Raw genomic sequence first — 20,911 nt, 5'->3', positions numbered from 1 at the left:
ACGGAGAGAATTTTATGGATAGTATAGTTGTAGTTATCGATATGCAAACTAAGCTTTTAAATGTGATGAGTGATAAAAATTTGGTGCAAAATAGCGTTAAATTTCTAAAAATAGCAAATGAGCTAGGACTTAAGGTGATCGCTACTCAGCAGTATAAAAAAGGTCTTGGCGATACCGATGAACAGATACTAAATTTGATAAACTCTAAGATATTTGATAAGTTGGAATTCTCAGCCTTTAACGCTATAAAAGATGAAATTTTAGAGTATAAAAACGTGATTTTGATTGGAGTAGAAGCCCATATCTGCGTATATCAAAGTGCAAGAGATCTGCTAAAGAATGGCTATAGCGTGACTTTGGTAGATGAGTGCGTGGGTAGTAGAAACGAAAGAAATAAAGAACTTGCTTTTTTAAATTTAAAAGGTGTAGCTATAAAATCTGCTGAAATGATAGCGTTTGAGATGATGCAAAGTGCCGAGCATACTAAATTTAAAGATATCTCAAACTTGATAAAATAAAATAGTTAAAGAGTTAGCTCATAACTCTGAGCGATGAGATCCAAAACCATCTCTTCGTTTGCTTCTTCAAGTAAGATCGATATCCAGTTCTTTTTGTTCATATGGTACGCTGGAAGTATAGTTTTGCCATCTTTTAACAAAATAGCCAGATCTTTTTCACACTTTAAATTTAAAACATCGACCATATCATCTCCGTTTAATCCTAGCTTGTTTCTTGGTATGCAAAGAAAAACTCCATACCATTTTTTATTTTTCAAATGCCTTAAAACAGCGTATTTTGGGTATCTTTCCCAGGGATAATCAGGTGTCGTGCCATACTTTTTTGGACATATCCAAACACGGCTTCTTTAGTCATATTTATCCTTTTTAGTTTTAAAAGATGGACATTATAGCATTTATTGCAATATTTAGAAAAAATTAATCTATTTCAAAAACTTTAAATTCTAAATTTAGTATAATTTTAGCTATATAATGTTTATGAATATATTTTGTTATTGCTTCTTAAATAAAAATTAAAAAAAAAGGGGGGGGGTGAAGCGTACTTCATATTTTTTCACTTTCGCGTTTTTTGTATTTGCAATGGTTTTGATCGCTAGGTTTAAAGTCACTCCAGTGGCGATTATTTTTACTGCTTTACAGTTTGGAATACTATTTTTAGCGATGTTTGCACTAAGCGGGCAATGGCTAAGAAGTGTAAATTTTGCTAGTACCTTGCTTGTATGCGTTTATTATATATCAAATTTAACTTATCATTACTATAAAAAACCTCTGTTTTCGTCTGATTTTTTACTGTTTTTCGACACTGAAAACTGGGGAATAATACTTGAGTATAAAGAGCTTATATTTATAATTTTGCTATATATTTTGGTGCTACTTTTTGGTATATTTGCATATCGTGACACAAAAAGAGTGAGTATTAAATTTAGAATTATCTCTATTTTTGGACTTGTTTGTTTGATCTTTAGTAACTGTATTTTAATACGTCAAAAATTTATTATGGAAAATTGGCTAAAAACATTTCCAGAAGCCAAAGAGATAAATATGAATCTCGCGATGTCTTTAGTAAATATGAGCTATCAAGCGCCGTATTTTGATGATTCTTATCCATATTTTGAAGATAAAATGAGCAGAATTCGTCCTTATAAAGTATCAAATTTAAAGCCAAATTTAGTTCTTTTTTTGCAAGAATCCACTGTAGATGTAACGTACTATAAAGGCGATCTAAAGCAAGTAGATATGTTTAAAGGAGATGATTTTAAATTTAAATCACTAGCTAGAGTTCATACGTTTGGCGGTGAGACGTTTAAGAGCGAATTTGAGATTTTAACAGGGCTTAGCGTAAATGATTTTGGGGTAAATTCATCTACCGTATTTTACAATGTAACAGAGCATTTGAGTCATTCGCTGCCTAAAATGTTAAAAGAGCATGGATACTACGTCATTTCGCTAAATCCATTGGTGTCAAAATATTTTAACGTTTATAATGCATATAAGGATCTAGGAGTTGATAAATATTTTCACCCATACGATCTTGAGTGCGGTAAAGAATTTAAAAATGGAGACTCATATAAGAATTTATGGAAGATATCTTCTAAAAAGCTAGGTGAGTGTGTAAAGGAAATTTACAACAAATATAAAGATAAAGAGCCGCTATTTATCTATGCCACTACTATTGATGAACATGTGCCTTATGACAGAGCGAGTAAGGTAGAGTATGGGCTTGATAAGTTTTATCCTAAAGATCAGGCTTTGGTTCTTAGTGATTATTATAAAAGACAAATAGATCTTAGTGATGCGACTTTGGACTTTGATAAATTTATGAAAAATACGAATAAACCTTATGTTTTTGCATATTTTGGGGATCATCATGGGATCTTGGGACTAAAAGAAAATGACTTGCTTTTACCCCATAAAAATCCATTTTTTATAACCGGTTTTTATACAAAAGGCAGTGAAGAGATACAAAAACTTACGACTACTGAGTTAAGTGAGCTTGGACTAAATACTTCTGTGCTTTTAGAGCTTATGCAAATCAAGCCAAACAAATATTTTGAAGCGATCTACGCGATGAGAAAGCTTTGTGGAGCGGTTGAGACTTGCAAAGATAAAAATCTCACAAAATCATATAAAAGTTATATTTATGATTATTTAAAAGTCGCAAGTCAAAATTCAAATAGATAAAATAAGCTATTTACTAATAAACAAGCCGGCTATAGTCCGGCGTTTGCTATGGCTTCTGCTTGGTAGTGGGCGATGAGTGGATCTATGATCTCGTCAAAAAGTCCTGCTGCCATTATGGCATCTAGCCTATAAAGAGTGAGATTTATGCGGTGATCACTGATGCGGTTTTGTGGGTAGTTATACGTGCGAATTCGACCACTTCTATCTCCGGTTCCTACTTGATCCTTACGCTCTTTGCTCTCTTTTTCTCTACGTTCACGTTCTTGCATATCGTAAAGCCTAGCTTTTAAGACTTTTATAGCAGCGTCTTTGTTTTTGTGTTGGCTTTTACCATCTTGATTGACGACGACTAAGCCTGTTGGTATGTGAGTTACGCGCACGGCGCTATCTGTGGTATTTACTGATTGTCCGCCATGACCTGAGCTTCTCATAACGTCTATTTTAAGATCGTTTGGATTTATATCTATCTCGCTATCTTCAATTTCAGGCATAATGGCCACTGTGATAGCTGAAGTATGTACTCTACCTTGACTTTCTGTTTCTGGCACTCTTTGAACTCTGTGTGTTCCGCCTTCATACTTAAGTCTTGAGTAAGCACCTTCGCCTTTTATGAGTAAGATCAACTCCTTATATCCGCCCGCGCTTCCTTCACTTGAACTTACTATTTCGTATTTGTAGCCACGCTCTTCGGTATATCTTATATAAGCAGTAGCTAAGTCTCCTACAAATAAAGCCGCCTCATCGCCGCCGGTACCAGCGCGTAGTTCTAAAAAGATGTTTTTCTCATCATTTGGATCTTTTGGAAGAAGCAAAAGTTTTATCTCTTCTTCTAACTTTGGAAGCTCTGTTTCTAGCGCTTTTAATTCATCTTTAGCGAGTTCGCCTAGTTCTGGATCTTCAAGTAGAGTTTTATTTTCTTCTATAGAGTTTAAGATGTTTAAGTATCTCTCGGCGGCGTCTTTTATAGGTTCTAAGTTTCTTTGCTCTTTTGAGAGTTTGGTCATACGAGATATATCATTTATGACCGATGGATCGCTAAGCAGAGTATCTAGCTCATCGTAGCGATCTAAAAAAGGACGTAGTTTGTCAGCTAACATTTAAATTTAAATTATGCAGCTAAAGTACTAACAAGTTTTGCTAAGCGACTAACTTTTCTAGAAGCAGTTTCTTTTTTAAGAAATCCTTTGCTTACAAAGCTGTGGAAGTTTTTATTTACATCTTTTAAAGCAAGTAGAGCAGCGTCTTTGTCGCCGTTTGCTACTGCAACTCTTACCGCTTTAGTTAAATTTTTAAGTCTTGTACGGTAAAATCTATTTCTCTCAGTTCTTTTTATAGTTTGTCTTGCTCTTTTTTCAGCAGATTTGTGGTTTGCCATAACTTACCTTTTTTCATAATTTTAGTCGGTGATTATACCCTAAAGATAATTAAATAAATCTGAATTTAAGTCAAATTTAATCATTAAATCTTTTCTTTTAAATTTAAATATTTATATGTATCAAATTTAATAATCTTTTTGCTAAAATGCGTTTTAAATTTTAACATTTAAATCAAAAGAAGGCAAAATTATGAAGCTTTTTGGAACCGATGGAGTTAGAGGCAGAGCCGGAGAAAAGCTAAACGCGATGACTGCGATGCGTCTAGCTATGGCTGCTGGAATTTATTTTCGTAAAAACTCAATTACAAATAAGATATTAGTCGGAAAAGATACTAGAAAAAGTGGCTATATGATAGAAACTTCTATCGTCGCTGGACTAACTGCTGTAGGATATAACGTGATACAAATAGGTCCTATGCCGACTCCTGCAATAGCGTTTTTAACCGAAGATATGAGATGCGATGCTGGCATAATGATAAGTGCGAGTCACAATCCGTTTGATGATAACGGTATCAAATTTTTTGATAGTTTTGGAAACAAACTAAATGTTGAGGCTGAAAAAGCGATAGAAGATATATTTTATAATGATGAAATGATAAATGCAAACCAAAAAACAGGACTTGAGATCGGTCAGTCAAAAAGGATCGATGATGTGATCGGCAGATACATAGTTCATATCAAAAACTCATTTCCAGCTAAGCTTACCTTAAAAGGTTTACGAGTTGTTTTGGACGTGGCAAACGGCGCTGTTTATAAAGTCGCTCCTACAGTATTTAGCGAGCTAGGCGCTGAGATAATAGTGCTAAATGATGAGCCAAACGGCGGAAATATAAATTTAAATTGTGGTGCTTTACATCCTGAGAATTTGGCTAAAGAAGTTAAACATTTAAGAGCAGATATCGGTTTTGCTTTTGATGGAGATGCCGATAGACTCGTAGTCGTCGATGAAAACGGCAGAGTCGTTGATGGCGACGCTCTACTTGGTATTTTAGCGACTTATCTTGATGAAAATAAGATGCTTGATAAAAAAGAGATAGTAGCTACTGTGATGAGCAATGCTGCGCTTGATGACTATCTAGCAAAACATAAGATCAAACTACTTCGCTCAAACGTGGGTGATAAATTCGTTCTTGAGATGATGAAAGAAAACGGTATAAATTTCGGTGGTGAACAAAGTGGTCATATTATATTTAGTGATTTTTCAAAGACCGGCGACGGACTTGTTTCAGCACTTCAAGTTAGTGCTTGTTTACTTGCAAAAAGCAAAAAAGCCAGTGAGATATTTGGCGTTATAAAACCATATCCACAAAAGCTTTTAAATTTAAAAGTAGCAGATAAAAAGTCTCTTGATAGTATCAAAGGTCTTAAAGAACTCGAAGATGAACTCAAAAAAATAGGAATAAGAACACTATTTAGATATTCTGGTACAGAAAACGTTATAAGACTTTTGCTTGAAGGACGTGATGAGGCGTTGGTAACTAAAAAAATGTCCGAAGTGGAAAAATTCTTTACAAAAGCATTAAATGAGTAGAGTGGTTTTTAAATTTCTATCGTATTTTGCTGCTGTTTTTGCTGCTGATCAGATCATAAAATGGATATTTTTAAACGGGTTTAGATATAAAAGTGAATTTATAGATCTGATTTTGGTCTATAATAAAGGCGTTGCTTTTTCTATGTTTTCGTTTTTGGGTGAAAATTTAAAATATATCCAACTAGCTCTTATCGCCGTTCTTTTAGGCTATCTTTTTGGTCAAAAAGAGCTTTTGAGATCTCATAGCACCGCGTTTGGCCTTTTGCTTGGCGGCGGCTGCTCAAATATACTTGATCGTTTCGTTCATGGCGGAGTTGTGGATTATATATTTTGGCATAAATGGTTTAATTTTGCCGTATTTAACTTCGCAGATATGATGATCGATCTAGCTATAGTTATCATTTTGATACAAAGTTTTTTATATAGGAAAAAATAGTGACTAGAAATATCTATATAGCGTATGCGCTTTGGTTTTTCTTAGGCGGTTTTGGTGCTCATAGAATTTATTGCGGTAAATTTTTGAGCGGAATTTTACAGCTTTTACTTTTTTGGGTCGGAAGTTTCACAGCTATATTTTTAGTGGGTTATTTTTTTCTTGCCATTTGGGGAATTTGGTGGCTAGTAGATATATTTTTAACTTCTAAAATGGTTTATGAAGTAAATGATATAAACAATCTTGAAAGATCCCTTAGCCAGACTCAAAATCTTAAAAATATAGAGAAACTATATGATTTATACCAAAGCGGTGCGATAAGTAAAGATGAGTTTGAAAGGCGAAAAGCGTCTATTTTGGACTAGTCTAGAGTAATTTAAATTTGTATGTTATACTAACGAAAAATTTTATTGAGGAGTTACAAAAATGAGTTTTGAGACTTATTTGTGGATTAAATGGTTGCATTACGCAGCTTTCATATCATGGATGGCTATGCTTTTTTATCAGCCAAGACTTTTTGTTTATCACGCTGAACATATACAAAACAACGGTTTTACTGATGTTGTAAAAATACAAGAAAGCAAACTTTATAATGGTATAGGCTGGATAGCTATGGGAGTTACGCTTCTTAGCGGACTTGCTATACTTATATTTGCTAAGCCTGAGCTTATGAAAGCTGGATATTTTCATATCAAACTACTTTGTGTTGTTGTTTTGATAGCTTATCATTTTAGTTTAGGATGCTATCTAAAACAATTTAAAGAAAATCGCTGTAAAAAAAGTGGCAAATTCTTTAGAATGTACAATGAAGTGCCTACTATAATTATGTTTATCATCATATATGCTATGATAGTAAAGGCGAATTTGATTTAAATTTGGGTTTTTACCCAAATTTAAGTGATAAGATTGTATAATATTCACCTTTGGTTCTATAGCTCAGTTGGTAGAGCATCACCTTGACATGGTGGGGGTCACTGGTTCGAGTCCAGTTAGAGCCACCATTTATTCTAGTTTTATCTTTATAAATTACCCTTTTTTATCAAGGTTGCTCGCATGAAAACTTTTATGTTGTTGCTTGGCGCTTTTTTGTGTATAAATTTACTTGCAAAACCATCAAATGAAATACCAAAGATCAGCAGTAAAGCGTATGAGATTTTTGAAATACATAGTCCGTTTTATTTTGAAAATAACAGTACAAGATATAAGGTTTTTACCGCAAAAACTAAGCGTCAAACAAGCGAATTAACAGTCATATATACTCTTGATGGCAATGCGTTTTTTCCTACTCTTTTAAATTTATATGCAGATAGTTTTATAGATAAAGCTTCAAATTTATTGATCGTTGCTATAGGATATGATAGCGATTTGGCTTTTGATACTTTAAAAAGGACTAAGGATTACACGCCAAAAGTAACCAAAGAAGAGTTTAGTAAAGGCGGAAATGCAGACATATTTTTGGAATTTGTAAAAACTAGCATCATACCTTCTATAGAAAAAAGTTATAACGTAAGTTCTCCAAAACGCGCTATTTTTGGCCATTCTTTTGGAGCGTTATTTGCATTAAATGCTTTGCTTAAGTCAAGCAATACGTTTCATTATTATTTCATTGCTTCGCCGTCTTTATGGTGGGGCGATGGTTCTTTTTTACCGCAAAATATCACTTTAAAAAGTTGCCCTGAAATTTACATCACGATTGGTAGCTTAGAAAGACAAAGAGGCAAAACTCATACTATAAATGCAAAGAATTTAGCCGATCGGATAGGCTTACAAAGTGGTTGCGAGGTCAAATTTAAAATGTTTGAAAATAAAACTCACGGTAGCGTGATACCAAAAGCGATGTCTTTAATGATAGATGAGGTTTTAGATCAAGATGCCAAAAAAGGCATCTTGAATAATTAAAAACTAAAAGAGTAAATTATATTTTTATTATCTTTATAATCTACGACTAAAAGTTTATCATTTACAAAAGTCATAGCTCTTATGTTAGAAAGTTCCTTTGGCAATCCATAAACGTCTATTATGGATTTTTCTTTCGGGTCTATGACTATTAGAGTATTATAAGCTTTACTAGCAGCGTAAAGTTTTCCATCATTTAAAGCAAGTGCCGAAATATATAGCTCGTTTATGCTTCTGCCATTTTTTAAACTAAGATTTGAGTCTAGATCTGGTGCCCACTCAGCAGCTAACCCTTTGTCGGAATTTAGTTGCTCTACTACGTAGAGATTTTTATATTTGTTGTTAGGTACGGTAAGCATATATGTGTATTTATCGTCGCTTCTTGCGCTTAGGATATAGAAGTTTTTAGCGCGGCTAGTTTTTAGACGATCGCGTCCAAGCTCTTCAAATTTATCAGCACCTTCTAAGAAATAACGAAAATTCGCGACTTCATCGGCGTTTTCATTTTCTTTTACATCTACGCTTGTTTTGTTTATACCCATTATGCGTATGTTATCACCTATCAAATTTACTCCGGCAAATCTCTCGACTGTAGCTGAAAAATACTTATCGAGTACTAGATGAGAGCTTATCTTATCCAGGTTTTTATCCGTGATATAAAGCCCGTATTCTTCAGTGGCGATGAGCATTTTGCCATCTTTATAATTTAGGTCGCTTATAGGAGAATTTAAATTTAAAGATATCTCTTTGAAGCCATCGAATTTTAGCTCTTTTTCTATATTTAAAGGCGAGTTTTTATAGTCGTTGTTAAACTCAAAGTCTTTTGTAGGACTAAGTCCAAGATCTGGAAAATTTACATCTCTTTTGCCTAAAAAATTAGTAGGAGCTCTCATATCGTTCCAACCCTCGCTGCTCCAAATAGTGTATTTTGGATCCCAGCTATATCTTACTGGATCGCCTTGTCCCCAAAACGGAGGAGGTCCAGTGGAAACAAAAGCTTGAACTATGTTTGAAGCTACAACGATGAAAAATACCCAAAATGCTACGATATTTGCAGTTGTGAGTTTTCTAAATTTCTCGCCGTTCATCTCGTCTAAAAAGCCTTGTACGCACGGTGCAAAGAAAAATATAACGCCAAGGAAAACTATCACCGCCCAAAATACGACTTCAGCCCAAAATTGCGTATGAAGTCCAAAGATAGCCAAGCCAAATCCTTGACCTACGTCTTCAAGTCCGTGGTTTCCAAGATGATAAAAGCTTTCCCAAAGTCCAATTGCGGTGATGATAAGCATCATAGCTAAATACTTTGGTTTAAAGCCGTATCTAAGTAAAAATAGAGCCGTAACGCCTATATATATCATGCTTTGGCGTTGTCCCCAACAAAGCGTGCAAGGAGAATCTCCAAAAACATATCCGAATATGAAATTTGCTATGCCGACTGGAAGCGCGATTATTAAAATGGCGGCAAGCGAAAGTAGCAAATAAAAAGTTTTAGCTTTTTGCATTTTTGCTCCTTATAAATTTATATTCGGTAATATGCTTGAAGTATGGCACACATACATTAAAGCAGCCATAGCCCACGCAAATACGAATATTCCAAAAGCCAATTTTTCTTTTTGCGGCTTTTTATAGATTAAAAATACTGCTATAAAAGCGAGTATTAAGCCTAAAAATTCCATATTGTCTCCTTTGAGATATATTTTAAATATAAAATAATATAATTTTAAGGATTAAGAAATAATAAATTCAATTAATTTTGTATTTTTCAAATTTTGAGATTTTTATAGCAGAACACACTCATCTTATAAAATAAATATAAATTTAAGTAATTTTTTTTACGGTTTTTACGTTATAGATTAAGTTTAAGTTAAAATACAATAAGGTAAAATCAAGTATTTTGTTCTTTCGTTGTATGAAAGAATAATCGGTAGAAAAGAGGAATATAATGAGCGATGTAATTGCATACAAAGTAAATGGAGAAATAGTTGATACCCAAAGCTACGGTGGAAACGGTGGCGAAGAGATATTATTTGATAATTCAAAAGAAGCGTTAGATGTTATAAGGCACTCCTGTGCTCACTTGATGGCAGCTGCGATAAAAGAGCTGTATCCAAATGCAAAGTTTTTCGTAGGTCCTTCGATAGAAGACGGATTTTATTATGATATGAGAGTTAGCAAAAATGACGGCGAAAAACTAGGCGAAAGTGATCTTGAAGAGATCGAAAAAAAGATGAAAGAGCTCGCACTTGCTAAAATAGATATAGTTAAATTTAACTCTACAAAATCAGAAGTAGCAGCAAAATACGCAAGCGACGATCTAAAACAAGAAGTCTTAAAACGAATTCCAGATGGCGTCGTGAGTTTGTACTCTCAAGGAAATTTTGAAGATATTTGCCGTGGACCTCACGTACCAAATACGATTTTTACTAGATTTTTCAAGCTTACAAGGATAGCTGGAGCATACCTTGGCGGAGATGAGAATCGCGAAATGCTAACTAGAATTTACGGAACTGCTTACGCTGATAAAGAGAGTTTAAAAGAGCATATTCGTATCATTGAAGAAGCCAAAAAACGCGATCACAGAAAGCTTGGCGCTGAGATGAAGTTTTTCACTTTTGATGATGATATAGGCGTGGGACTTCCTATATGGCTACCAAATGGCGCAAGACTTAGAAGTCGCTTGGAGCACAAGCTTTATCGCACTCATAGACTTCGTGGCTATGAGCCTGTTCGCGGTCCTGAAATACTCAAAAGCGACGCTTGGAAGATAAGTGGTCACTACGCGAATTACAAAGAAAATATGTATTTTACTGTAATCGACGAGCAAGAATACGGTATAAAGCCGATGAACTGTGTGGGACACATCAAAGTGTATCAAAGTGAAATTCGTAGTTACCGCGACTTACCGCTTAAATTTTTTGAATACGGCGTAGTTCATAGACATGAAAAAAGTGGTGTTTTACACGGTCTTTTTAGAGTTCGTGAATTTACTCAAGATGACGCACATTTATTTTGTATGCCAAGCCAGATAAAAGAAAATGTTTATGAAATTCTAAGTTTTGTCGATACTTTGATGGGTGCGTTTGGTTTTACTTATGAGATGGAAATTTCAACAAAACCGGCAAAGGCGGTCGGAGACGATGAAATTTGGGAAATAGCAACAAAAGCACTTAAAGACGCTCTTGATGAAAAAGGGCTGAAATACGGCATAGACGAGGGTGGCGGTGCATTTTACGGGCCAAAGATAGATATTAAGATAACTGACGCATTAAAACGTAAATGGCAATGCGGAACAGTGCAAGTCGATTTTAACTTGCCAAAGAGATTTGAGCTTAGCTACGTGGATGAAAATAACGAGAAAAAGCAACCAGTTATGCTTCACCGAGCTATCTTAGGTAGTTTTGAGAGATTTATAGGGATCTTGCTTGAGCATACTGCCGGTGAGCTTCCATTTTGGATAGCGCCGACTCAAGTCGTCATTATCCCTATCGGAGATGACCATTTGAAATATGCAAAAGAAATTTATCAAGAGCTTTTGGAACTAGGTGTAGATAGTGAAATTTCAAGTAAAAATGAAACGTTAAATAAAAAAATAAGAACAGCAGAAAAACAAAGAGTACCGATGATAATCGTACTTGGAGATAATGAGGTCGCAAATAGAGGTGTAGCGCTTCGTGATAGACGCGCTAGAGAACAAAAAGACTTGAGCTTAGATGAATTCCTAAGTCTTGTCAAAACTAAACTAAATGAGGTGAATTTTTGAGCAAAGAAAAAGACGTGTACCTAAACGAAGAGATTCGTGCAGAGCAGATAAGATGTGTGGGCGATGATGGCACTGTTTATGGTGTGATCAGCCGTGATGAGGCTTTAGGAATAGCTGGACGTATGGGGCTAGATCTAGTCCTTATCGCTCCTGATGCTAAACCACCGGTTTGTAAGATAATGGACTACGGTAAATTCCGTTATCAGCAAGAGAAAAAACAAAAAGAAGCCAAGAAAAAACAAAAAGTTATCGAAGTAAAAGAGATAAAACTCTCTGTAAAAATAGCCCAAAACGATATAAACTATAAAATCAAACACGCACAAGAATTTCTCGAAGAGGGCAAACACGTTAAATTTAGAGTTTTCCTAAAAGGACGTGAAATGGCTACCCCAGAAGTCGGTGTAGTAATGCTTGAAAAAATTTGGGAATTAGTAAAAGATTTTGCGGAACGTGACAAAGCTCCTATTTTAGAGGGTCGCTACGTAAATATGCTAGTAACCCCTAAAAAAGGTTAGTTTTTAGATCTGGTCGGCCGGTACTCGGTCGCCATTTCATACTTATCCATATTCGATAATTCACGTTTATCAAGCTAGAATGATATTAAATTTATTTTATCTGTTTTAAATTTAAAAGTTGAGTTGTAAATTCATACTATAACGTTTTTAAAGATATAAATTTAAACCATAAACAAAATCAAGTAAACTTTAGTAGATTTTATCTTTTTTCAAAGTTATTTTTGGGATCCACTTATCTTAGAGTTTATAAATAGCACTTTCAATAAATAATTGATCTTAAGTATTTATGATTGTCAGTCTTTTATTTTTATAAGTTGGTTGCATATAGTACATGAATATTTCTTGCCTTGTAGTATTCTATCATGTACGGTTTTGGATATATTGTGTATTTTATTTTGGCAGCCGCAGACGTATTTGTACTTTATCTCATCTTTTTTCGGATCTTTTTGTAGATTTAGGACTTTTAAACGTCTCCATTCCTCTATTTTGACATCATTTTGAAGTATGTGTTCAAGTAGCCATTTTTCAGCTATTACGACTAAATTTTCTTTCATCTCATTGATATTTTTTGTAGTGCGTATCAAATTTGACATACTATTTATAATGTCTTTATGGATCTTGGAGTGTTCTTCTAGTCTTGGATAGTCTATTTGCTCCATATATAGCTCTTCTTTGCTAAAATGTTCTTTCATATACTCAAAGAATTCGCCTATAATGCCCTTCATATCGTCTTTTGAGATATTTTTGTTCGCATATATATAAGCTTTTCTTGCTAATTCGAACAATTTTTGATGTTGCGCGTCTATCTCGTCATTGTTAATGCTATACTTCGCATCCCATATAGGAATCATAATACCGCTCCCTCACAAAAAAATTCGCACTATATGTATTATACTAAATTCTATGTGAGTTTGTGTCTATTTTATCTGAATTTTATATTTAAATTAGCAATCGTGATAGTTTTTTCATCAAAGCTTACTATAAAGTCATTTTTAAATTTGACAACTCTAGCAAGCGAGAAGCTAGTAAATTTATTTGCAAGTACAGAATTTCTTAGTGTTAAAATACGTTCGCTCAAAAGCTCTTCATCTATGATATCTGAGCTTATGATTCCTAAGGTTTCATCATCTATGCAGTATCTAAATTTATCACTGTCTTCTAGCCCGTCATCATGAACTCCGACATTAAAATTCGCATATTCATAGGCGCCATTAACTTTACCAAAGCCGAATTTTATTTCACATAGACTTTTATAGCTTAGTATGTATTTTAAGGCGCCTATATAGTAGTTTCCTTTTTTAAATTTAGCACTTATCAAACAGGAAGTACTCTGATATTTGGGCTGAGATTTTCTTGAAGTACTGTTTCTATCGCATAAAGCGTACCGCCAGCTCCACTCGCACAACCACTACAAGCACCAAGATATCTAATGTAAATGTCTATTTTACCGCTCTCTTCGTCTTTTTTGATATCCAATATCTCAAGATTTCCACCGTCCATCACAAGCATAGGGCGTATATTTTCATCTATTACTGCTTCTACGGCTTTTAGTTGTTTTACGATAGTTAGCTCTTCAAAGCTTAGATCGCTATCAAGTCCGCTTCCGCTTATTTTTGCGTCAGCTACGGCTTTTAGTCTTTCAGCTTCCATTTCGGCTCTAGTTTCTGCTAAGATATCGACTAGATAATACTCTCTTTTTTCATGACCGCCTGGTTTGATACAGCTTTTACAAAAAGCCCCTGCCTTTGTGTACCTAGTTATCTCTTCTACTGTTTTTAAGTCATTTAAACGAATTACTTCTTTTATCGTACCAAGACTTACTCTAGCACATTCACATACTATGATCTCATCTTCAAAATGCTCTGGATCTACACCTTTATAGCTAGCCGCAGCTGCTTTTATAACATCATAAGCCATAACCGAGCAGTGCATTTTTTGTGGTGGAACAGCTGGTATATCAGGAGTATCACGCATAGATTTTTCTACATCTATATTTGTGATTTTGACTGCTTCATCTACGGTTTTACCTTTGCAAAGCTCAGCCATATAGTCGCTACTTGCTATTGCTGTTCCACATCCAAAGCTTTTAAATTTAGCTTCTTTGATGATATCGGTGCCTTCTTCGACAGCCCAGTAAAGTCTGACCGCATCTCCGCAACTCTCAGCGCCGTGGTCTGCAATGATGAGCTTACAGCCCATAGCTTTAGCTTCTTCTTCTGTGATTTCGCCCATGTTTTTTGGGTGATTCATAGCGTCTTGTACTTTTTGTGAGTACTCGTCCCATATATTTCCGCTTATTAAGTTTCCTTTAGCCATTTTTATTCCTATAGTTTTATTTTATAATCCAGATTTATGCCATTTTGGAGCGTAAGCATAACTACTTGAGATACTTCTTAGTCTTTTAGTAGCTGCTTTTATCTTTTCTATAGCATAGTCTATCTCTTCTTCAGTGTTAAATCTAGATAGAGAGAGTCTAAGTGCGGTATGAGCTAGCTCACTATCTGCGCCTATGGCTTCCATTATCGGGTTGCTTTCTAGATCTTCGCTTGCACAAGCCGAGCCAGTACTAGCTGCTATACCTGCTTGATTTAGATCCCAAAGCATAGCTTCTCCTTCTACGCCTTTTATAGAAGCTAAAATAGTATTTGGCACTCTATGTTCTTTTTTGCCTATAACAGTAACTTCTGGAAGTTCAAGCAAAGCATCTTCTAGTTTGTCTCTTAGTCTTCTTACATGAGCATCTTCGTAGTTTAAGAATTTATTAGCATTTTCTAGTGCTTTTCCCATAGCTACTATCCCAGCTACGTTTAGCGTACCGCTTCTTCTGCCTCCCATATGCTCTCCGCCGTGAAGCAAACTAGTAAGCTTCATGCTGTCTTTTATAAATAGTCCACCTACGCCTTTTGGACCGTGAAATTTATGCGCCGAGAAGCTTAGAAAATCCACATCTACGTCCTGGGCGTTTACTGGAATTTTACCCATAGCTTGAACGGCGTCGGTATGAAAAAGCGCTCCGTATTCGTGAGATACTTTAGCAAGCTCTTTTATAGGAAATATCATTCCTGTTTCGTTATTTGCCCACATTATTGTGACAAGTGCCACGTCATCGCCCATCACGCGCCTAAGATCCTCTGGCGTAATGACACCTTCTTCATTGACATCTATCCTTGTAACTTCTACACCAAGACTTTCTAAAAACGTACAAGTTGCTCCGATAGCTGGGTGTTCGACTGTGGTAGTGACTATACGTTTTTTTTCACCCGTAAAAATCTTGTCAAAATAAATGCCTTTTAAAACCCAGTTATTGCTCTCAGTAGCACAGCTAGTAACGATAATATCATCGTTATCTTTCGCATTTATACCAGCATATAGTTGGTCCATAGCAGTACGCAAAGCAGGGTGCGTTTGGCTACCGTAAGCGTGAAGTGAGTTTGGATTTCCAAAGTTTTCTTGCAAAAACGGTAACATAAGCTCAAAAGCTTCAGGATCAAGCATAGTGGTTGCGTTATTGTCTAAATATACTTTCAAATTTAACCTTTCGTTGGCTATATCCTAAAAAATTTAATTAGGATAAACTTTATCTTTTTAATTCTTGAATGATATAACAATCTTTATAAATTTTACTTTAAAATTCTCTTATTAACTTATAAAAAGACTGTGCTGACTTTATATATAATATTTTAAAAATAAATAAAATTTAAAAAATTAAATTAGATTAACATATTCAATTAAGCCATTTAATATATTTTTGTATATATAATACGACATTTTTTTTGGAGATATTGTATGAATGAAACTTCTACCGACTTTTATCAATATTTTATATCTAATTTACACGGTCATATTGCAGTAGGAATATTGGCTATAGTATTTTTTATGATATATTTCATATATGCTTCTTGGAAGCCAAAAAAAGTACATCCACAATCTTCTAGTCTGCTTATTACAATCGGCATTGCTTTTACATTTTTTGGAATTGCACATGGGCTTATGCGTTTTGATGCGAATGATATTGAAAGAAGTTTGCCGGATTTGATTAATGGTATTAAAACGGCATTTTTAGTTTCTTTAGCTGGTGTTACTAGTGCTATTATATTAAAAATTATTGAGCTTGTATATGGTATTAGCTCAAAACAATCCACTAGCAGTATTGAATTTGATCCGGTTAGTTTGCTAAAAAATCAAGAAACAAATTTGAATATCCAAAAGCAAATATCTATATCTTTAGATAAGATAAATGCCTCAATAACTGGAGATGAAAGTTCATCCTTGATTGGTCAAATTAAAAATTTACGTACTGACACAGGAGACAATTTTAGTAGACTTATAACTAAATTTGAAACATTTGCAAAAGAGATGAGTGAAAATAATTCTAAAGCACTAATAGAAGCCCTTAATGGAGTTATACGTGATTTTAATGAAAAGCTAACTGAACAATTTGGAGAAAATTTTAAAGAGCTAAATATGGCTGTAGAAAAACTTGTTATATGGCAAGATAATTATAAGTTAATTTTAGAACAAACCCAAAATGCGTTTGAAAATACTCAATCTTCACTTGAGGCTACAACTATTGAATTTGACAAAGTTAATAATACTGTATCAAAACAAATAGATGATTATCAAAAAGTTATATTGGCTTCTAAACATTTTACTGAAGAAGCTGCAAAAGTATTTGAATTAGTAGAAAATATATCAATTCAAAGAGATATGCTATATAAAAATATATTAAGTTTAGGTGATTTTATACAGGCAAATAGTACAGCATTGCCACAGATTAATGATGCTATAAGTACATTTCAAAAAAATGCAATGGATAATATATCAAATATTACAATACAAACAAAAAATATTTCTGATACTTTTGTAAAAAATTCAAATGATATGTTAAGCGATACACGAGATATTATAAAATCATTTAGTGACAATGTATCAAATGATATTATTTCTAATAATAAAATAATGAATGATAGACTTTCTGAATACATGAGTAGCTTTAATACAGAACTATCAAAATATAATAATAGGCTTAATGAGCAACTCATAGCTTCATTAAATCAAGCGAGTCAAAGTATAAAATCTCAAGTTGATATTTTGGACAAAGAGCTCGAAAATGCATTGAGAAATATTAGCAATAATCTTGCCTCAATATCTGAAAAAATTGCCTCTGACTATAATTCCATTCCAGGAAGGCTTAGAAGCATGATAGAAAGCTTAAACAGGCATCAATAATGAAAAATAATAATATTTTTGTAAAACATCATAGAGATGATAGTGATTATTGGATTGCTTTAAGTGATATTATGACGGCATTAATGTTAATTTTTTTGCTTATGTCAGTAATATATATGATTAAGGTTGAAGATAGTGTAAAAATACCAAAAATATTTAAAGAAGTATCTCAAGGATTAAGCCAAAAATTAAATAAAGAATTTCAAGATGATTTAAAATCATGGGGTGCAGTAATAGATAAAGATTTAACTATACGTTTTTCTCAACCAGATGTATTATTTAAAACAGGCTCCAGTGACTTAAGTGTCAAATTTACTGATATTTTAAACGACTTTTTCCCTAGATACTTAAAAATTATAATGTCTGATGAATTTAAAGATAACATTGAAGAAATTCGTATAGAGGGTCACACAAGCTCCATTTGGACAGGAGAAGATAAGCAAAAAGCCTATTTTAAAAATATGAAACTTTCTAGCGATCGATCTAGAAGTGTGCTAGAATATTTGCTAGTAAATGCAAACGATATAGAAAAAGATTTTCTAAGAAAGCATTTTAGAGCCATTGGATTTAGTTCATCAATGCCTTTGGATTCTAATGGAAATCAAGTAGCAAAATCAGGGCTTAAAGAGGATTTTTTGCTGTCTCAAAGGGTTGAATTTAGGGTTAGAACAAATATTGAAAATAAAGTTTCAAGGATAATAGAGCAAAATGAACGTTGAGCTAATAATAGAAAATTTGGTAAATCTTAGAAAAAAAATAGGTGCAAATTTATTAGATTTAGAGTTCAAATTTGAGCATAATGATACTAGAGCCAAAATGATAGAAGCATTAGAAAATGGCGGAATAGAATTAGAGAATTTATCTGAGCTTGAAATAGCTAATGATGATACATTTATTTATCATGGAAGGAGGGTTATATTACATATAAGAGATGTCTCTATGTATCATAATGATTTTAACCTACCAAAATATCATTTGATCAACTGTCAAAAGTATCAAGAGATGGTAAGTGCTAATAGAAAAGGGAGATATGTTATTGCCTCTAGAGATAATGGGTTGTTTGATATTAAAAAAATTACAGGTAATGATGTTCAATTATCACAAGAAAAGTTAGAGTTATGTAAATATTGCCTAAATAAAATAGGAACAAATATTCTTGGCAGAGATAAAAATATGTATATTAAACGTTTTTTTGAGCGTTATCCCAAAGACTACGAATTTGGTAATGGGCATGAAGATGATAAAACGGCTAAAACTAATGTTTATGCAGATGATTGGAGTATAATAAGTTTAAAAAAAAGGACTCAAGTTGGATTTATATGTCAAAAATGCCATAAGAATTTTTATAATAATAAGGGTATGTTAGATGTACATCATAAGAATGGACAAAAGAATGATAATCGGGATGAAAATTTGATAGTGTTATGCAGAGAATGTCATTCAATGGAGCCAATGCATGAACATATGAAATATTTATACAGTTAGTTTATATTTTGTAACAGTTTAATCGTGTCTTCAAATTTAAATTGAGCCTCCGGGCTTTGTTTCATAAATTCTTCCATAAATCCTTTTTTAGAAATAGCCTGATCAAGCTCTTTGTCCGATCCTTTTTGGTACGCTCCTATACGGATCAATACTTCATTCTCTTTTAGCATAGAAAATAGTCTTTTAAATTTGGCAGCATTCTCTTTATGCTCTTTGCTGATGACGTCTCCCATCACGCGACTTGCCGAATTTAAGATATTTATCGGTGGATAAATACCAAAGTCGGTAAGCTCACGACTAAGTACGATATGCCCATCCAAAATCGATCTGCTTTGATCGGCGATAGGATCGCTCATATCGTCGCCCTCCACTAAAACTGTAAAAAACGCTGTTATGCTACCTTTCCCCTCTTCTTTTCCTGCTCTTTCCATAAGCTGAGGAAGCAAAGTAAGAACACTTGGCGGATAGCCTTTTGAAGTCGGCGGCTCTCCTAAGGCAAGTCCTATTTCGCGTTGAGCCATAGCAAAACGAGTCACACTATCCATTATAAAAAGTACATCTCTTCCGCTTGATTTAAAGTATTCAGCTACGCTCATAGCGCAAAATGCACCGTATTTTCTCATAAGCGGACTATCATCGCTAGTAGCGACTATGATCACGGTATCGTTTAAATTTCCGTTTAAATTTTTTTCTATAAATTCCGGTACTTCACGTCCTCTTTCACCTATTAAAGCGACCACTTTTATAGGTGCTGATGAGTTTTTGACTATCATTCCCATAAGAGTTGATTTTCCCACGCCGCTTCCTGCAAAAATTCCTAATTTTTGTCCTTTTCCGCAAGTAAGTAGCCCATCTATCGTTTTTATACCGACGCTAAAAGGCTCGTTTATAAGTCCTCTTTTCATGGCATCTATAGGAGCTTGCATGATAGGAACATATGAGCTAAAGCTTATCTCTCCTTTAGAATCTTTTGGATTCATAAAAGGATCAACAACTCTACCTAAAAGTGCTTCTCCAACAGGTATATTCATACCTTGATCGCTTGCATATACCTTATCGTTTATCTTAAATCCCTCTACAAAGCCAAACGGACTTACTATCGCTCCGCTTGAGTGAATTTGAGTGACCATTCCAAGGCTCTCTTTGGCATTATCGTTGCTAAGGATACGAACTATATCGCCTATGCTAGCACGAAGCCCAGTAACTTCTATATTATTTGATGATATTTTTTTGATAGTTCCGAAAATACTTGATAAATTTAGATTTTTACCAAGCTTATCTTTGATCTTTTCTAGGTTCAAAATTTTACCGATTTTGGTGAGTTTATAAGGTCGAAAAATTCTTTTCTAGTTTCGGCCGATTTGATGAAAATTCCTCTTAAAGCCGAAGTTGTAGTAATAGAGTTTATCTTTTGTACTCCTCTCATTTCTACGCACATATGTCTTGCTTCAACGACTACGCCTACGCCTTTTGGATTTATAGCTTCTTGTAGTGCGACGGCTATTTGTTCGGTCATTTGTTCTTGAATTTGCAGTCTTCTTGCGTAGATATTTACCATACGTGGGATCTTTGATAGTCCAACAACTTTTCCGTTTGGTATATAAGCTACGTGAGCGCGCCCTATGATAGGCAACAAATGATGTTCACAAAGGCTGTAGAATTCGATATCTTTTATAAGTACCATTTCGTTATTGCTACTATCAAAAAGAGCGTCGTTTAGCACATCTTTTGGATTTAAGGAGTAACCGCTAGTGATAAACTCATACGCTTTTGCGACTCTTTTTGGAGTGTCTAAAAGTCCCTCTCTGTCTGGATTTTCGCCCATTATCTCAAGCATTGTGCGAATACATTTTTCAAATTCGGCTCTTCTATTTTGGTCAAACATAAACTACCTCAATAAATTTTTTGTAATTTTATAATATTTTGACTTTTATAGTTATAAATTCATTGATTTATAATAATTTATACTTAAATAAAGCAAAAAT

23 protein-coding genes and 1 tRNA gene are annotated in these 20,911 nt (G+C 34.1%); 13 read left to right on the top strand and 11 right to left on the bottom strand.

Annotated features, from left to right (window positions below):
* Positions 1-14 precede the first annotated feature (14 nt).
* Positions 15-518: an isochorismatase family protein gene (locus tag CHHT_RS08495; RefSeq protein WP_034961718.1), complete on the top strand. Its 504-nt coding sequence runs from the start codon at positions 15-17 to the stop codon at positions 516-518.
* A 5-nt stretch (positions 519-523) separates the two neighbouring features.
* Here CHHT_RS08495 and CHHT_RS08490 read toward each other — a convergent pair whose 3' ends face one another.
* Positions 524-850, bottom strand: coding sequence for an MmcQ/YjbR family DNA-binding protein (locus CHHT_RS08490; RefSeq protein WP_074898779.1), 327 nt, complete (start codon positions 848-850; stop codon positions 524-526).
* A gap of 199 nt (positions 851-1,049) precedes the next feature.
* Between CHHT_RS08490 and CHHT_RS08485 the strand changes: the two genes are divergently transcribed.
* On the top strand, positions 1,050-2,699 hold the full coding sequence (locus tag CHHT_RS08485) for a sulfatase-like hydrolase/transferase (protein WP_034961720.1): 1,650 nt from the start codon (positions 1,050-1,052) through the stop codon (positions 2,697-2,699).
* A 29-nt stretch (positions 2,700-2,728) separates the two neighbouring features.
* Here the strand turns inward: CHHT_RS08485 and prfA are convergent, their stop codons facing one another.
* Positions 2,729-3,796, bottom strand: coding sequence for a peptide chain release factor 1 (gene prfA / locus CHHT_RS08480; protein ID WP_059426389.1), 1,068 nt, complete (start codon positions 3,794-3,796; stop codon positions 2,729-2,731).
* A gap of 11 nt (positions 3,797-3,807) precedes the next feature.
* Positions 3,808-4,074, bottom strand: coding sequence for a 30S ribosomal protein S20 (gene rpsT / locus CHHT_RS08475; RefSeq protein WP_034961722.1), 267 nt, complete (start codon positions 4,072-4,074; stop codon positions 3,808-3,810).
* Positions 4,075-4,264: 190 nt separating this feature from the next.
* On the opposite strand from rpsT, the gene glmM reads away from it, so the two are divergent.
* From glmM to CHHT_RS08445, 6 genes are all read left to right on the top strand, one after another.
* Positions 4,265-5,605 (top strand): phosphoglucosamine mutase, encoded by a 1,341-nt coding sequence (glmM, locus tag CHHT_RS08470; protein ID WP_034961723.1) that lies wholly within the window; start codon positions 4,265-4,267, stop codon positions 5,603-5,605.
* Complete coding sequence (gene lspA / locus CHHT_RS08465; protein ID WP_034961724.1) at positions 5,598-6,041, top strand: signal peptidase II; 444 nt, start codon at positions 5,598-5,600, stop codon at positions 6,039-6,041. The genes glmM and lspA overlap by 8 nt, the downstream gene beginning before the upstream one ends.
* A complete protein-coding gene (locus tag CHHT_RS08460; RefSeq protein WP_034961725.1) occupies positions 6,041-6,403 on the top strand; it encodes an NINE protein in 363 nt (120 codons plus the stop codon). Before lspA ends, CHHT_RS08460 begins: the two co-directional genes overlap by 1 nt.
* Before the next feature lie 61 nt (positions 6,404-6,464).
* A complete protein-coding gene (gene hemJ / locus CHHT_RS08455; protein ID WP_034961727.1) occupies positions 6,465-6,911 on the top strand; it encodes a protoporphyrinogen oxidase HemJ in 447 nt (148 codons plus the stop codon).
* Positions 6,912-6,963: 52 nt separating this feature from the next.
* Positions 6,964-7,039, top strand: a tRNA-Val gene (locus CHHT_RS08450).
* A gap of 52 nt (positions 7,040-7,091) precedes the next feature.
* Complete coding sequence (locus CHHT_RS08445) at positions 7,092-7,937, top strand: alpha/beta hydrolase (protein WP_034961728.1); 846 nt, start codon at positions 7,092-7,094, stop codon at positions 7,935-7,937.
* Here CHHT_RS08445 and CHHT_RS08440 read toward each other — a convergent pair.
* Entirely contained in the window at positions 7,934-9,439 is a 1,506-nt protein-coding gene (locus tag CHHT_RS08440; RefSeq protein ID WP_034961730.1) for a disulfide bond formation protein B, read from the bottom strand. The genes CHHT_RS08445 and CHHT_RS08440 overlap by 4 nt on opposite strands.
* A 9-nt stretch (positions 9,440-9,448) precedes the next feature.
* On the bottom strand, positions 9,449-9,613 hold the full coding sequence (locus tag CHHT_RS08435; RefSeq protein WP_167540854.1) for a hypothetical protein: 165 nt from the start codon (positions 9,611-9,613) through the stop codon (positions 9,449-9,451).
* Between the two features lie 263 nt (positions 9,614-9,876).
* On the opposite strand from CHHT_RS08435, the gene thrS reads away from it, so the two are divergent.
* Together thrS and infC are read left to right on the top strand one after the other, a co-directional pair.
* A complete protein-coding gene (gene thrS / locus CHHT_RS08430; protein ID WP_104064106.1) occupies positions 9,877-11,697 on the top strand; it encodes a threonine--tRNA ligase in 1,821 nt (606 codons plus the stop codon).
* Positions 11,694-12,212, top strand: coding sequence for a translation initiation factor IF-3 (infC, locus tag CHHT_RS08425; RefSeq protein ID WP_034961736.1), 519 nt, complete (start codon positions 11,694-11,696; stop codon positions 12,210-12,212). The genes thrS and infC overlap by 4 nt, the downstream gene beginning before the upstream one ends.
* A 293-nt stretch (positions 12,213-12,505) precedes the next feature.
* On the opposite strand, the gene CHHT_RS08420 is transcribed toward infC, so the two are convergent.
* From CHHT_RS08420 to CHHT_RS08405, 4 genes are all read right to left on the bottom strand, one after another.
* On the bottom strand, positions 12,506-13,063 hold the full coding sequence (locus CHHT_RS08420) for a bacteriohemerythrin (protein WP_034961738.1): 558 nt from the start codon (positions 13,061-13,063) through the stop codon (positions 12,506-12,508).
* A 71-nt stretch (positions 13,064-13,134) separates the two neighbouring features.
* Positions 13,135-13,530 carry a hypothetical protein gene (locus CHHT_RS08415; protein WP_034961740.1) on the bottom strand — a complete coding sequence of 132 codons (396 nt, stop codon included), beginning with the start codon at positions 13,528-13,530 and terminating at the stop codon, positions 13,135-13,137.
* On the bottom strand, positions 13,527-14,528 hold the full coding sequence (locus tag CHHT_RS08410; protein ID WP_034961742.1) for an iron-sulfur cluster assembly scaffold protein NifU: 1,002 nt from the start codon (positions 14,526-14,528) through the stop codon (positions 13,527-13,529). Before CHHT_RS08410 ends, CHHT_RS08415 begins: the two co-directional genes overlap by 4 nt.
* Positions 14,529-14,549: 21 nt before the next feature.
* Positions 14,550-15,740, bottom strand: coding sequence for a NifS family cysteine desulfurase (locus tag CHHT_RS08405; protein WP_034961745.1), 1,191 nt, complete (start codon positions 15,738-15,740; stop codon positions 14,550-14,552).
* A 258-nt stretch (positions 15,741-15,998) separates the two neighbouring features.
* Here CHHT_RS08405 and CHHT_RS08400 point away from each other — a divergent pair, with 258 nt between their 5' ends.
* The 3 genes from CHHT_RS08400 to CHHT_RS08390 are packed head-to-tail and all read left to right on the top strand — an operon-like array spanning position 15,999 to position 18,926.
* A complete protein-coding gene (locus CHHT_RS08400; protein ID WP_034961747.1) occupies positions 15,999-17,441 on the top strand; it encodes a preprotein translocase subunit SecA in 1,443 nt (480 codons plus the stop codon).
* Positions 17,441-18,160, top strand: a complete 720-nt coding sequence (locus tag CHHT_RS08395; protein ID WP_034961750.1) for an OmpA/MotB family protein — start codon at positions 17,441-17,443, stop codon at positions 18,158-18,160. Before CHHT_RS08400 ends, CHHT_RS08395 begins: the two co-directional genes overlap by 1 nt.
* Positions 18,150-18,926: an HNH endonuclease gene (locus tag CHHT_RS08390; RefSeq protein ID WP_034961753.1), complete on the top strand. Its 777-nt coding sequence runs from the start codon at positions 18,150-18,152 to the stop codon at positions 18,924-18,926. Before CHHT_RS08395 ends, CHHT_RS08390 begins: the two co-directional genes overlap by 11 nt.
* Here CHHT_RS08390 and fliI read toward each other — a convergent pair.
* Positions 18,923-20,227: a flagellar protein export ATPase FliI gene (fliI, locus tag CHHT_RS08385; RefSeq protein WP_034961756.1), complete on the bottom strand. Its 1,305-nt coding sequence runs from the start codon at positions 20,225-20,227 to the stop codon at positions 18,923-18,925. The two genes, CHHT_RS08390 and fliI, sit on opposite strands and share 4 nt — an antisense overlap.
* Positions 20,224-20,811, bottom strand: a complete 588-nt coding sequence (gene folE / locus CHHT_RS08380; RefSeq protein WP_034961758.1) for a GTP cyclohydrolase I FolE — start codon at positions 20,809-20,811, stop codon at positions 20,224-20,226. The genes fliI and folE overlap by 4 nt, the downstream gene beginning before the upstream one ends.
* Between the last annotated feature and the right edge of the window lie 100 nt (positions 20,812-20,911).

The sequence above is a fragment of the Campylobacter hyointestinalis subsp. hyointestinalis genome (assembly GCF_013372145.1).
Lineage (GTDB): Bacteria > Campylobacterota > Campylobacteria > Campylobacterales > Campylobacteraceae > Campylobacter > Campylobacter hyointestinalis.
The sequence above is the reverse complement of the archived record's forward strand: the minus strand, read 5'-3'. Positions and strand labels throughout refer to the sequence as shown.